At 50.8% G+C, this 13,842-nt stretch carries 13 protein-coding genes; 6 read left to right on the top strand and 7 right to left on the bottom strand.

Annotated elements, in window-relative coordinates; genetic code table 11:
* Positions 1-131: 131 nt before the first annotated feature.
* From QRN38_RS00340 to QRN38_RS00330, 3 genes are all read left to right on the top strand, one after another.
* Positions 132-1,484 (top strand): OprD family outer membrane porin, encoded by a 1,353-nt coding sequence (locus QRN38_RS00340; RefSeq protein WP_057417559.1) that lies wholly within the window; start codon positions 132-134, stop codon positions 1,482-1,484.
* Positions 1,485-1,877: 393 nt separating this feature from the next.
* Positions 1,878-3,020, top strand: a complete 1,143-nt coding sequence (locus QRN38_RS00335) for an MBL fold metallo-hydrolase (protein WP_057417617.1) — start codon at positions 1,878-1,880, stop codon at positions 3,018-3,020.
* A gap of 85 nt (positions 3,021-3,105) precedes the next feature.
* On the top strand, positions 3,106-3,915 hold the full coding sequence (locus QRN38_RS00330) for a dienelactone hydrolase family protein (protein WP_081025292.1): 810 nt from the start codon (positions 3,106-3,108) through the stop codon (positions 3,913-3,915).
* Between the two features lie 73 nt (positions 3,916-3,988).
* Here the strand turns inward: QRN38_RS00330 and QRN38_RS00325 are convergent, their stop codons facing one another.
* From QRN38_RS00325 to QRN38_RS00295, 7 genes are all read right to left on the bottom strand, one after another.
* A complete protein-coding gene (locus tag QRN38_RS00325) occupies positions 3,989-4,534 on the bottom strand; it encodes an NYN domain-containing protein (RefSeq protein WP_057417558.1) in 546 nt (181 codons plus the stop codon).
* 33 nt (positions 4,535-4,567) lie between these two features.
* The gene (locus tag QRN38_RS00320; protein ID WP_057417557.1) at positions 4,568-5,452 is read right to left on the bottom strand and encodes an alpha/beta hydrolase; all 885 of its coding nucleotides are present in this window, start codon (positions 5,450-5,452) and stop codon (positions 4,568-4,570) included.
* 46 nt (positions 5,453-5,498) lie between these two features.
* The gene (locus tag QRN38_RS00315) at positions 5,499-5,873 is read right to left on the bottom strand and encodes a EutQ-related cupin domain-containing protein (RefSeq protein WP_057417556.1); all 375 of its coding nucleotides are present in this window, start codon (positions 5,871-5,873) and stop codon (positions 5,499-5,501) included.
* Positions 5,874-5,897: 24 nt separating this feature from the next.
* Positions 5,898-6,416, bottom strand: a complete 519-nt coding sequence (locus QRN38_RS00310) for a flavin reductase family protein (RefSeq protein WP_081025291.1) — start codon at positions 6,414-6,416, stop codon at positions 5,898-5,900.
* Between the two features lie 46 nt (positions 6,417-6,462).
* Complete coding sequence (locus tag QRN38_RS00305; RefSeq protein ID WP_144433541.1) at positions 6,463-6,810, bottom strand: DUF4286 family protein; 348 nt, start codon at positions 6,808-6,810, stop codon at positions 6,463-6,465.
* 42 nt (positions 6,811-6,852) lie between these two features.
* Positions 6,853-7,911 carry an LLM class flavin-dependent oxidoreductase gene (locus QRN38_RS00300; RefSeq protein ID WP_057417553.1) on the bottom strand — a complete coding sequence of 353 codons (1,059 nt, stop codon included), beginning with the start codon at positions 7,909-7,911 and terminating at the stop codon, positions 6,853-6,855.
* 160 nt (positions 7,912-8,071) lie between these two features.
* Complete coding sequence (locus tag QRN38_RS00295) at positions 8,072-9,043, bottom strand: zinc-dependent alcohol dehydrogenase family protein (RefSeq protein WP_235814494.1); 972 nt, start codon at positions 9,041-9,043, stop codon at positions 8,072-8,074.
* Positions 9,044-9,656: 613 nt separating this feature from the next.
* On the opposite strand from QRN38_RS00295, the gene QRN38_RS00290 reads away from it, so the two are divergent.
* The 3 genes from QRN38_RS00290 (at position 9,657) to QRN38_RS00280 (ending at position 13,824) form a co-directional block, all read left to right on the top strand.
* Positions 9,657-10,103, top strand: a complete 447-nt coding sequence (locus QRN38_RS00290; protein ID WP_057417551.1) for a (2Fe-2S)-binding protein — start codon at positions 9,657-9,659, stop codon at positions 10,101-10,103.
* A gap of 122 nt (positions 10,104-10,225) precedes the next feature.
* On the top strand, positions 10,226-12,484 hold the full coding sequence (locus QRN38_RS00285; protein WP_057417550.1) for a xanthine dehydrogenase family protein molybdopterin-binding subunit: 2,259 nt from the start codon (positions 10,226-10,228) through the stop codon (positions 12,482-12,484).
* Positions 12,484-13,824, top strand: a complete 1,341-nt coding sequence (locus QRN38_RS00280; RefSeq protein WP_057417615.1) for a c-type cytochrome — start codon at positions 12,484-12,486, stop codon at positions 13,822-13,824. Before QRN38_RS00285 ends, QRN38_RS00280 begins: the two co-directional genes overlap by 1 nt.
* Positions 13,825-13,842 lie beyond the last annotated feature (18 nt).

Below are 13,842 nucleotides of genomic sequence, written 5' to 3'. Positions count from 1 at the left end.
ACGTAACTTTATTCACGCCTGCCAATTGTCATATAAAATCGCTCGGTCTTGCTGCCGTTCTTTGTTTCCGACTTCATATCGCTTGTGATTCGGCGTGATAGCAGTTGGCGCACATCTGTTTGGGGAATTGGATGACATACATTAATATTCGATGTGGGCTTTCGGCGTTCTTAGTGAGTGTTGTGCCACAGATCGCACTAGCGGCTCCCTACGTAAGCGACCAAGCTACTTCTAATGGCCTTGTTGAAGATTCCACGCTCCATGTTCTCCTGAGAAACTATTACTTCAACAGAGACAGAAAAAACCAGCTTGATGATTACAGAGACTGGACGTTAGGCTTACAGGGCGTTTTCTCCTCCGGGTTTACACAGGGGACAGTAGGTGTTGGTGTCGACGCCTTTGGTTACAGCGGTATCCGACTGTGGGGCCCCGACCGGTATGCCGGTTCATGGAATCTCACCATGGATTCGAATGCTGACGGAAGCCGTGAAAACGATAGCGCTTATGGTAAAGCCGGTGCAGCTGCGAAATTTCGCATATCAAGAACACAAATCCGCATTGGCGACATGCAACCTGTTACGTCTCCGGTTTTTGCGTTGGGAGGTACTCGTCTTACACCGCAGACTGCTACAGGGATACAGGTACTGTCGAGCGAGGTAACCGATCTGGATCTAGAGGGAGGCCATTTCTGGTCTAGCACATCAGAGCCGACGACCTCTAGGGAGGGGAATCTTTGGGCTGCGTACGCGTTTGTACCTGCGAAGTCAGCCGACTACGTAGGAGGCAGGTACGCTGTGAATGACCGTATCAATCTGAGCCTGTACGCTATCAATTTAGAAGATGTTTGGAATCAGTACTACTGGAACTCCATCTACGTGATTCCACTTGGAAAAGATGACTCTCTATCATTTGATTTTAATATGTACCGCACCCTAAGTGAGGGGGGACAGAAAGCAGGTGTCATCAATAACACCACGTGGTCGCTCAACACAGCCTATACGTTTATGGCTGCACATACAATTAGTCTGGGATATCAAAAGGTGGACGGCGACACACCGTATGATTATGTAGGCGTAGGAGACGGGAAGGGCAGTGATGCGATTTACTTGGCCAACTCCTCCCAGTTTTCAGACTTCAACGGCCCCAATGAGCAGTCTTTGAAGCTTGAGTACGGTGTTAACTTTGCAACCTACGGATTGCCTGGTTTGACGTTCCGCAGTCGTTACACTTGGGGGTGGGATATTGACGGCACTAATGCCCCAGCCGTCAGTAGCTACAGGAATGCCAGCGGTGAACCGTTATATGGCGCCGATGGCAAGCACCATGAAATTGATTCGGAGTTCCGTTATGTCATTCAAGGAGGGGTAGCAAAGGATCTTAGCTTCCGGGTTCGTGGGGCCATCCATTCTGGCAATGTGGATCAAGGCGAGGGAGATATCAAGCAAGTGCGTGTGATTGTGGACTACCCTATATCGATTCTATAGTCCTTAGTCTGCACACTTCGGAGCGGTAGCCGTCCCTTGGGCAAGGCGAGCTCTATCTTCATTGAGTGCCGAGCCAACTCAGGTCATTAACTCTGCTATCCGACGCCAAATACGCCAATAGCCTCTTACGCATCAGTGTCCCTGGCTGCGCTCAAGCTTCCCTTGCACTTCTAGAGGTCACACTGAGCTGCTGACCTCACTATCCGCATTTATCTTTTATTTTCATCCCTGAGATCAGATTATCTACATTCTAGGCGTGGTTGAGGCGAGGTATCATCCGTACGCCTTTCTATAACCGGGCTGTATTGCAGCGCGGTGTGCAACTTGAGAGCTCGGACTGGCTCAAGTAGGTAGCGACCAATCTTGAAATCAGCCATGCCTCAGGGATCTTATATGATTTTTATTTTGAAGCGGGTCTTACTGATTTTTCTCGCCGTTACGGCTGTCCTTGCTGCGATCATCTATGGTTACCTGCAGGCACCATTATTCGGAGCGCTTCCTAACGGCGCAGTGCTTGAACGAATTCGCCACTCCCCCAACGCTGTAAATGACACTTTTCAAAACCAGGTCGAGACCCCCATCCATACTGCGGGCAGCACGGAAATGTCTATCTGGAAAGATATGTTGTTCGGCGAGAAAGGGCACCCGCGACCACCTGCTCCCATACCTACTCAAAAAGTCGATCTCAAGGCTCTAGATAGATCTCAGGATCAACTGGTTTGGCTTGGGCATTCTTCGTTTTTTATTCAAATGAACGGGCAGCGAATTTTGATAGATCCGGTGCTCAGCACCAATGCGGCACCAATACCTTACGTGAACGAGGCGTTTGAGGGTGCATCCCCTTACTCCTCGGATGACCTTCCAGACATAGATCTACTCCTCATCAGTCACGATCATTACGACCATCTGGATTATCCGACAATCAAGTCCCTTCGACCGAAGATCCATGCAGTTGTGGCCGGTTTGGGTGTCGGTGCGCATTTTCGAGCGTGGGGTTATGACACCTCTCAAATTCACGAGGTTGATTGGTATGAAGAGGTTGGCATGGGGGGCGGCCTCGCCGTTAGCGCGACGCCTGCACGCCATTTCTCCGGACGGGGGTTGGAATTCAATAAATCGCTATGGGTGGGATTTGTGCTGACGACCTCCAGGCATCGTTTGTTCTTCAGCGGAGATACCGGGTATGGGCCTCACATCGCAGAAATAGCGAGGCGGTACGGCCCTTTCGATTGGGTTGCGCTTGATACTGGGCAATATGACCCCCGATGGGCGAATGTGCACATGAACCCGGAACAAGCGGCACTAGCAGCTGAAGAGCTCCACACGCGAGTTTTTATACCTGAGCATGTTGGACGATTTTCACTGGCCCCTCATGACTGGGACGATCCCTTCAAGCGCGTTAGCGCTGCGAGTGCTGGGAAGGATTATGTCCTATTCACTCCGCTCATTGGTCAGCTAATCCACCTTGATCGTTCCCCACCACCGAATAGTCCCTGGTGGGAGGGCGTCAATCCAATACATTCCCCATTCAAATAATCTTTTCCAGTTCCAATACCAATACCAATACCAACACCAACACCAACGCCCCAACGACCAGTCAACAAGCAGCGAAGGAAGCAGTATGAAAATCCAAAAGAGCAGGGCAGGCCGGTTAGTATTGCTAACCGCAGCAATGTGTGCGGGAGCGTTTATGTCAACTGCGAACGCCAAGATTGTTTCTCGAGTCGTAGATTACCAGGTGGATGGGCAATCTTTTGAGGGCTATGTTGCCTACGACGACGCATTGAAGGGGAAGCGTCCGGGAGTACTCGTGGTACATCAATGGCTTGGACTTACGGACTATGAGAAAGGCCGAGCACGACAACTCGCTGAGCTGGGGTACGTGGCGTTTGCTCCCGATATTTACGGGAAAGGCATCAGGCCAAAAGGTACGGACGAAGCTGGCGCGCTCGCCATGCGGTATAAAGGTGACAGAGCGCTGCTACGCGAGCGCGTCAACGCAGGCTTCGATCAGTTGCTCAAGAACAATCTAGTAGATCCTTCAAAGGTCGCTGCACTTGGGTACTGCTTTGGTGGCACCACAGTTCTTGAGCTGGCATTGAGTGGGGCCAAGGTTAACGGCGTGGTCAGTTTTCATGGTGGACTCGATGCGCCGGCGCCTAACGATGCTAAGAATATAAAAGGCAAGATACTGGCTCTCGCCGGCGCTGATGATCCTTTCCAGAAGCCGGAGGACTTAGCGGCGTTCCAGAACGAGATGCGGGATAACAAAGTTGATTGGCAGCTCACATTCTACGGCGGCGCCGTGCATAGCTTTACGCAGCCAGACCCAGGATTTATTGATCCAGGCGCGCGTTATAATGAAAGAGCTGATAAAAGGTCTTGGCAGGCTATGAAGGATTTCTTTGCCGAAATCTTCAAGCCTACCTAGCTTGGGTTAAGACTGCTTGCCCTATGCTTTGGATGATAAGGCAGAGCAGTCTGATGACTACCAGGGCTTGATGTCACATCGGAAAGAACGGCCTCCGACCGCTTTCCGAGTTGTCATAAACGCTGGCGGTTTGCAACGTTAGATTTTTTTTCCACTTTTGGCCCAGTTGTGGTGCCTTCGTCAGCTGCAGATCAAAAAAAGCAGTCTCTACCTTTTTGCCAAGCAGCTCTATCGCCTCCAAAGCGGGAAGCAAGTCCATGCGATTGCTGATGATAAAAGCTCGGTCAAAAGTATCTTCGTAGGCGTCTTGTAACATTTTTGTCGCCATGAGCGCTTCAACGCCTTTCTCTAAAAAAACGCTATTGGCTATTTCAGTACGGCCAAGATGGCAGTGAATGCCTACGGTAGTCAATTCCTCAACCAACCGCGCCTGTTTTTGATATTTTGCCGGATATGGTGACTCAGGAAGTCGAGATATGAAGAAGCGTGCGACTGAGATCCTGCCTTCTCCTATTATTGAAGCCATGAAATCGGCCCAGCGAATATCTACGGTCATTCCCAACCCGCGGATACCATCCAAAAATGGCCCCCCATCATAATATATACCCACGCGCTCCATTTGAACCTCCCAACCATTTGATAAGGGCAGTTTCTACCGTGTAACTGCGGTATTAAGAGAACATCTGTCAAAGAATGACATCATTACTTTGGAGGCTTCACTGTCCGGATTTCCTAGCATGAACAACAAAGATGAATGATCTTCGTCCTTCATGTCGTGATACTCAACGGTAGTGCCTGCTTGGCCGAGCGCGTCTACAAACATGAGAGACTGACGGTGAAACTCCTCGGACTCCTCCCCGCCAAGCATTACCATCACTGGGGGAGTGGAAGCTTTAATATGATGGATAGCGCTCTCTCTCGTTACCTGATCTCCATCCAGCTGCAGCCAAGCCTGCAACCAGCTCGACTGAAAAGGCTGCATGTCGAATACCCCGCTCATAGGTACCACTGCTTTAACGATGTCAGCGGGGACGCCGTGTGATGCCCAATCGGTGACTGAGATCATGGCCGCCTGCTGCCCTCCCGCAGAATGCCCAACGACAAAAATACGGTCTTTATCCCCATTGATCTCGTCCGCATGCTCGTAGGCCCAAATGACGGCCGCTCGAGATGCCTGAGTGATGTCCGAAACAGTGGCGCTGGGGCATAGCGTGTAATCGGAGATGACCACGGTGTACCCACTGCTCACAAAGCCATTGGCACAAAAGGAGTAATCCTTGCGAGTGCCCCCCCTCCACCAACCTCCATGTATAAAGACCACGATTGGAGACTTTTCTCGGTTTGAGAGGAATACGTCAATCCGCTCTTCTGTTCGCGCACCTACGCGGATATCGGCGATGTGGGCCAAGTGCTGCCTTGCAGCCGCACTTTGCCTGCCAACGAACTCGAGGTATGGGGCTTTATCCCACATGTGGTTGATTAGATCGAGCTGTAGACTGACTTCATCGGGCGTACTGTACGGTGAGTGGGTCAACATTGAAGTTCCTTCATCGGACAGGGAAAAAGTTCATGCAGTCTCAAATTTAATCATTTTTGCTAGCCAATGCAGCTTCATTGCGTTGGCGCCAATTTACTGGGTATACCGCATACACTGCTACTGCATGCTCGCCATCAAATGTAATATTGGTGTCCTTAGGGATCCAGGCAAACTCCCCAGCTTTCAGTTCATGCTGAACGCCATCTACTGTAAGTTTGAGTAAGCCCTGAATACAGATCGAGATTTCGTCGTAGGGAAGGTTCACATTTGCGGGGTCACGGTGGATGCGGAACATGCCAGCGCCCAGTTCGTCGTTGTAGCTTTCATCCACCATTCGGCATAGTGCTGACCCAGTTTCGCCATCATTCGGAAAATCAAGTTTTGCATCCGATACCCGAAATACTTCAAAAGCTTTTTTCATATTTATCTCCAGATGAATACAGTGTTACGCATTTGTGTTTTGAACGTTTTCGATGCTTACGTATTTGCCGCTAAAATAACCGAGCGGAGCTCCATCGGCTGTCCGGAACCGTACCACCCTTCCGAGCATTATCAGATGGTCGCCCGCGTCAATCATTTGATATGGTGTGCACTCAAATGCTGCTAGGCAGTCAGCGACATGCGGCACAAAATCGTCGCTGAGCATCCTTGACGCACCAGCTTTTATTCCCGAATCGCGAGAGGCAAATGCGCTCGATAGATCTTTATGGTTGTTTGCTAGTATACTGATCGAGTATGAGGAAGCATGCTTGAACTCCTCATAACTGCCAGATGATTTAAGCAGGCAAACCAGAACCAAGGCCGGATCCAAAGAAACGGAAGTGAACGAATTTGCAGTGAAAGCACGCGGCTCGCCATTTTCCAGGCGAGTCGCTACAACGGTTACGCCTGTAGCGAACTTTCCAAATGCTTTTCTTAGGGTAAAGTTGTCAGCCTCAGGAATGGCGAGCCATGAATTATCCATGATGCAATTGACCTATAACTTGATTGTGAGATATCACGCTGGGTGTTTAAATGAAAGTCTCGCCGTTAGGCAGTCCTTCGGTTGGAAATATCAGCGGGCTGACGGATTCAAAAAGATGCACTTGCCCCCCAGGTGCATAGCTGTCTGTGCTGCGCATCTGAGCTGTACCCGCGCGACGCTTCAGCTCGTCAAACAAGTTTTGAACGTCATCTGTGTCTACTTGATAGATTGTTAGGTATTTCCATTCGCGCCCGGCGCCATCGCGCTGTATCTCCGCTAAGCGGTGGCGTTGAGCGCTAATAAACCCCGGAATTTGTAGAACGTCTGGAATGTGCGTATTAGTCCACCAGTCGTTCAATTCTTCATCTCGTCCTTCAGCAGCATTCAGCAGCACTACTAGACTATATCTACTCATCATATGCCTCGAGAATAATCATCATTTACAGGCAGCAGCTATCGCGGCTTCTTCTGGGGTATGAATAAGGGGCACGATATTTTCGCCGAAGCTCGCTAAGGAATCCATAATCGACTGGTGATCAGGGCCACAATGTGCTTGGAGCATCAGGTAGTCGAAACCGATCTCCTTCAGTTCCAAAACCTTTTCCGTCACCTGCTCCAAACTACCTATCAGTGTATTCTCGGCATACTCTTCGGGTGTACCTGGGATGTCCACACCCGGAACGTGTCCCCCTTTGATTATTGAAGAGTCCTGATAAAGGCCCATAAACTTCCTATGTTTTTGGTACGCCAGTTCAATCTTTTCTTTGCGGTCAGCTTCGTCTTTAGCAATATACATCCATTGTATAATCGCGATCTTTTGGTCGCCTTGATGCTTCTCAGCCTCAGCTACTCCGCCGCGGAATGCTTCCATCATCTCGTGTACATAAGATATTGGATTCCGTAGCTGCGACATCATGACATGGTAGCCTTGCTTAGCAATGTGGAACGCCGCCTCAACCCGTTGCGCTGCCATCCAGATCGGTGGGTATGGCTTTTGATATACTGACGGAACAATGGTCACATCCTTGAATTTAGTATGTGGCCAGTCGAGCGAAATATCTTGCTGTTCGAATAATATTCGCATCGCTTTAAGACGTTCTTCGAAGATCTCGCGCGCGCTTTCGTAGTCGGATGGCATATTGAATCGACGTAACTCATACGGCCCGCCGCCGCGACCAAATCCTATGTCAATTCGGCCGCGTGTGAGCTGGTCTAACATCGTCAGTTCTCCTGCAAGCCTTTGCACATCATGCAAGGGAAGGAGCATAACTGCCAAAATCATACGCTGGCGTGTCGTAATCGCGGATATGTAGCTTGCGAGAGCAAGCGGGTCTGGCGTCGCGTTGTAATCCATGAAGTGGTGTTCACCCATGACGAACGCATCAAATCCAACTTTGTCGGCAAGTTTGACCGTTTCCAACATTTCAGGGAAAAGGTTGTCCATTGAAATAGTTTTATCGGGCCAGTGGCCGCCCAGCTCAAGCGCTACTTGCATATCAGTTACCTAGGTTCTACCGCATTGGTAATGGTTGGTAGTGTTAATTTTGCACGCGCATAGTTTCACTGCAATTGAATTATTTTAAGTTTTAGTTCAAGGAAATTGAAGTATGCTCGGTTCGGCGGTCTCTAGGGCTGAACTGCATTGTGTCGCGCAGCTATTTTTGCGCAGCAATACTCACCACAATCTTTCCAAAATGTTGGCCGCTCGCTTGCCATTCAAACGCTTCAGCTAGATCGTTTATTCCAAACGCACGGTCAATTACCGGGCGGATAGTGCTTCGGTTTAATTCGTCAATAAAACGCTGCTGATCAGCAGGTGTCCCCACCATCAAGCCCTTTAATGTTTGCTGCCTCAACAGCAGCTGCACCGTAGAGATCTCACCCATTCCTCCGGTAAGAGCTCCAATCATCGCGATGTGGCCGCCCACCGATGCGGCGATCATCGACTCCTTGAGCGTACCTGGGCCCCCGACTTCGACCACGATATCGGCCCCCTTTCCGCCAGTTAGCTGTCGAACAGCGCTGCCCCATTCCGGAGTTTCCTTGTAATTGACTACGTGGTCGGCGCCCAACGCTATCAGTCGCTTAGTTTTTGCGTCGCTCGATGTCGTGGCGATTACCGTAGCCCCTGCATGTTTCGCGAGCTGTAATGCATAGATAGACACACCCCCTGTACCCAATACGAGGACTGTCTGACCTGCTGATACTTGAGTATCAACATTGAGGGCTCTCCAAGCTGTTACGCCGGCCGTAGTGATTGTCGCTGCTTCTTCGAATGACCAGTCCTTTGGTGCGAACGTCAACCACCCCTCTGGAACGGATACGTACTCCTGCGCGTACCCATCTATTCCATCCCCTGGTACTGCGTTGCAATCTGAAGGCATGCAGTCGTAATCAACCCAAGTGGGAAAATAGGTCGATACAACTCGGTCACCGAGGGAAAACTTCGTAACCTCGTCTCCTATGCCAACCACTATTCCCGCGCAGTCTGACAGCGGTACTATTTCCTTACCGCCAACATAAGAACGTGTTGCGACCCAGTAGTCGTGGTAATTTAGCGAGCTTGCTATAACCTTGACTAACACATGTCCTTTTGATGCCTTAGCCGGTGCCACGGTTTCCGTCATTGCGAGGCTCTTTAATCCTCCAGGGCTTCGTAGTGTAACTTGCAGCATTGAGTACCACCTTCATGTATTGGATTGAATCGGTGCTTTGTATGTGATCAACAAAAGCTTTTACCATGTTCTTGTTAGCGCTGATACTCAAATAAATTGAACGCATGCTGATATACATTGAACTGAGTATCGTCTTAACTCATTTCAATTCGATATTTCCGGAGCAGCCCTGAAGTTAATTTGGTTTAGCCATGTCAGAGGAAGGACGTCTCCGGGTTTTCATTCGCGGCGGTTGCGATCAGCGCTTGACGCATCGGGCATGTCAGCCTGGGCAACCTGCGAGGGGCAGAGCTCGCCTTAGCGCGCGATGCCTATGTATTTCTTGTCGATTATGCCTGCTGCGGGGTGCGGCTGTTCTGAGCCGAGAGCATTTATCGATCTTGTTGCTGGTTGCTAGCGTAGCGTCTCACGGAGCATCGCTTGCCGCTTCTCCTCTGCGCTATTAGGGTGGACGGATGAATCAGCCCAGATGTCTTCAGATGCTTAGCCACCCGTATGGTCGCTTTACATGGAGGTGCGAATCAGCGGGCATTCGTTCTTTAGAGCTGAGAAAAGAGGTTTTTTTATGGATCTTCATGTTAACGGCACCTTATTCAAAGTGGATGCTGACGGGGATACACCACTTTTATGGGTGATCCGCGACGACATCGGATTGACAGGAACAAAGTATGGTTGCGGTTTAGCCCAATGCGGTGCTTGCTCGGTCATGGTAGACGGCTTGCTGGTTCGGTCTTGTGTAACGCCAGTAGAAGGGTTGGTGGGGGCGAAGATAAGGACAATCGAGGCTATTGAAGAAGATGACCTGGGCCGCAGAGTAGTGGCCGCTTGGGTTAAACACCAGGTCGCGCAATGTGGGTATTGCCAATCAGGGCAAGTGATGGCAGCGACGGCGCTGCTTCAGCGTATTAAGCATCCCTCTCAGCAAGATATAGATATCGCGATGAGCAATCTTTGCCGTTGCGGGACGTATAACGCAATCAAAGCCGCCGTCGCTGAGTTGGCCGAGGGCTGAACCGTATGGTCTGAATCATCGGTAACTTACTGGCGTGTAAATTCCGAGTGCCTCAGCTTCCCTATGATCAGGGCGGAAGGCCTCAGGCATGCGCTCGTCTCGATCCATCAAAGGGCTGATACATGGCACAGCACGATTATCCAAGCACTGATACCGGTGATGCCGTCAAGGGCAATCCCGTAAATATATCCCGGCGTCATTTCCTAATGGCTTCTGCTGGTACTGCTGCAGGGGCGTTAGTTATAAGTTTCGGTATTCCTATTTCCCAAGCTCGAGCAGCCGGTTCGACTGAGTCGCTTAAGCCAGGGATGAGGGTGCCCGCTTTTCTTGAAATCCGGCCCGACAACACCATTCGTCTTCAAAGCCCCTTCATTGAGGGAGGTCAAGGAATATTCACTGGCATGGCGCAGATCGTAGGTGAGGAGCTAGATGCTGAACCATCAGGTTTTCTGGTCGACAATGCTCCTCCCGGTGACGATTTTAAAGTAATGGAAGGCGGTGGGCGTGTGACTGGCGGCAGTCAGTCGATGAGAAAAAGCTATATGACTATGCGGCGAATGGGGGCTTGTGCCCGGTTGATGCTTCTCCAAGCAGCCGCCATTCGTTGGAATGTTCCCGTTAGCCAACTCACTACTGAGCCGGGCCGTGTAATCCACTTACCCTCAAAACGAGAAGCCACCTACGGAGAGCTTGCGGGTGAGGCGCTCGACTTGCCTGTGCCTGATCCGGAAACGGTCACTCTTCGCGACCCGAGCAGATTTCGTTGGATCGGTAAACCTGTTCCACGTTTAGATATCTATGACAAGTCCACCGGCAAGGCCCAGTACACGATCGACACTCGCGTCGACTCAATGCTCCATGCGGCGGTGCAGCATGCTCCACGGTTGGGGTTGCAGGTAGGGGTTGTGCGTAATGAAGATCAAGTAAAGAATCTAAAGGGTGTGCATTCTGTCCATCGTCTTTCAGGCGCGGTTGCTGTTGTTGCAGAGCGCTGGTGGGTGGCAAAAAAAGCCGTAGAAAGCCTTCAGGTAGAGTGGGTAGAGCCTAGCGGCGATTCGTCGGTTCGGTATATGCCGAGCGACTTCTCCACGGATGAGTATGTAGAGCTTTTGGGCAGCGCGCGAGAGGCCGGCGACGTTGCCGAAACTCGTGGAGATTTACAGCATGGTTTTGCGAACGCCGCAAAAACTGTTTCGGCTACCTATCACACACAATATCTTAATCACGCTCAGCTAGAGCCCCCATCTGCCCTTGCCTGGTTTGATACCGCAGGGCGCCTAGAAATCTGGTTGCCTAATCAAGCTCCAGATATGTTTTTAGATGACATTTCTAAGATAACAGGGCTTGGACGATCGCAAATCACCATTCACTCCCCGCTGTTGGGCGGTTTTTTTGGAAGGCATTTCCTGTATCCCACTGCCACGCCTTACCCGCAAGCAATTGAGCTAGCCAAGGCAACAGGGCGTCCCATTAAATTGATTTGGAGTCGGGAGGAAGAGTTTCTTCGTGATGTGCTCAGGCCGCTAGCTGTTGTACGTTTTCGCGCCAGTTTGGATGCGGACGGGATACCAACAGCCCTTGAAGCCATTACGGCAACCGAAGGGCCAACCGAAGGGATAGCCAATAAACGCGCTGCGAAAATTGACCCGACGGCTGTTGAAGGGCTGGCTGGAAAACAATACGACATACCTAATAGGCGGATTGCACAAGTTTACTCCAAAACTCCTGCGATGCTCGGTTATTGGCGCTCTGTAGGTAATTCTCTGAATGATTTCTTATACGAGGCGTTTCTCGATGAGCTGGCGGACAGCGGCGGCATCGATCCTGTCGATTTGAGAATAACGTTGCTCAAACGTAACCCTCGTCTGCTTAATCTTTTATACGCAGTGGTTGAGCTATCGGGAGGGTGGAGACGTGGCCCATTTATAGCTGAGGACGGAACGAAGCGTGCGCGAGGAATAGCGATGGCTTCACCTTTCGGAACGGAAACGGCGGTTATCGCAGAGGTGTCGATCCAGAATGGAAGAGTTAAAGTTCACGACATCTGGCAAGCCATAGATCCCGGTAGTATTGTAAATCCCGCCATTGTTGAGGCTCAGGTTAACTCAGCAGTCGCGCTCGGTTTATCCCAAACTCTGGTTGAGCACGCTGAGTATAAAGATGGTGAACGCACTGCTCGAAACTATGACCTTTATCCCATTCTCACTGCGGACATGATGGCGAGGGTGCATGTCCGGATAATCGAGAGCGGTGAAAAAATGGGTGGTATTGGTGAGCCTCCACTGCCTGCTGTGGCACCTGCAGTCACGAACGCAGTTTCTTGGCTAACAGGGCAACGGATTCGCAGCATACCGCTGTCGAAATATCGCTTCGACGTTTAATAAGGGAAAGACACTTGAACAAGGTCATAAAAATCCTGTCGGTGGGAACAGTCGTCGCAATTGGCGCTTTGGTGTGGTTTGTGGAATCACTTCCGCGGTCAACGCTTACGAAATCATCTGCTCAAGCTGTTAATTCTGAACTGATCCGCCGTGGCGAATACATAGCAAGGCTAGGAGACTGTGTGGCCTGCCATAGTATCCCTAAAGGTGAGCCGTTTGCCGGCGGGTTGGAGATGGCGACGCCGATGGGGTCAATCTACTCGACAAATATAACTGGAGATGAGAAGTGGGGTATTGGACGTTACACACTCCAGGATTTTGATCGTGCAGTGCGTGCAGGCGTCAGGCCCAACGGCGAGCGGATGTATCCAGCGATGCCTTATCCTTCGTACGCCAAGTTTAGTGACGAAGATATAGAAGCGCTCTATGCGTTTTTCATGCGAGGAGTGAAACCCTCACTCCAGCCAAATCAAGCCAGCGAAATTCCCTTTCCTTTGAACATGCGCTGGCCACTCGCACTGTGGAATGCTGTATTTGTTAAAAATGGAGCATATAAGCCTGACAGCTCTCAAGACTCGTCGTGGAATCGAGGCGCCTACCTCGTTCAAGGCCCTGGTCATTGCGGCAGCTGCCATACGCCTAGAAGTCTGACCATGAACGAGAAAGCTCTTGATGAGTCCAGTCCTCTGTTTCTAAGTGGCGCGCTTCTGGACGGCTGGTATGCCCCCAGCCTGCGGCAGGATGTCAACACTGGTCTGGGAAGATGGAGTGAGGCAGATATTTTCGATTACCTAAAGTCAGGCCGTAACCAGCATAGTGTAGTGGTAGGTACCATGGCCGAAGTCTTCAACAACTCTACCCAGTACATGTCGGATCCAGACCTAGCAGGTATAGCGGCTTATCTTGTTTCCTTAAAGGGAGATCCTGCTAGGGACGTTGTTGCACCGTTGGCCCCTAATGCCTCAACGGCCGACTCTCAGGCTGGCGCGACGATTTACGCGGCCAAATGCAGCAGCTGCCATGGCTCTAACGGGCAGGGTCAGGGTCAATGGATTCCGCCACTGGCCGGAGCTTCTTCGGCGATGATAAGCGCAAGCGACACTGTCGTGAATGTCACGTTGAACGGTTCTGCCCGAGTTGTTTTGAACGGCATTCCGGATACATACCGGATGCCATCGTACCGCAATCAGCTATCGGACAAAGAAATCGCTGATGTATTGTCATTCGTTCGTGGCTCATGGGGGAATCGAGGCGGCGACGTTAAGCCTGATAAGGTCAAATCTCTTCGTGAAAGTACTAATCCCGCCAGCAGTAGTCCTATTGTCCTACAGATGCGTTAAGAATATAGAGCGAGCTTA

Source organism: Pseudomonas sp. CFBP2511 (assembly GCF_030209255.1).
GTDB lineage: Bacteria > Pseudomonadota > Gammaproteobacteria > Pseudomonadales > Pseudomonadaceae > Aquipseudomonas > Aquipseudomonas avellanae.
The sequence above is the reverse complement of the archived record's forward strand: the minus strand, read 5'-3'. Positions and strand labels throughout refer to the sequence as shown.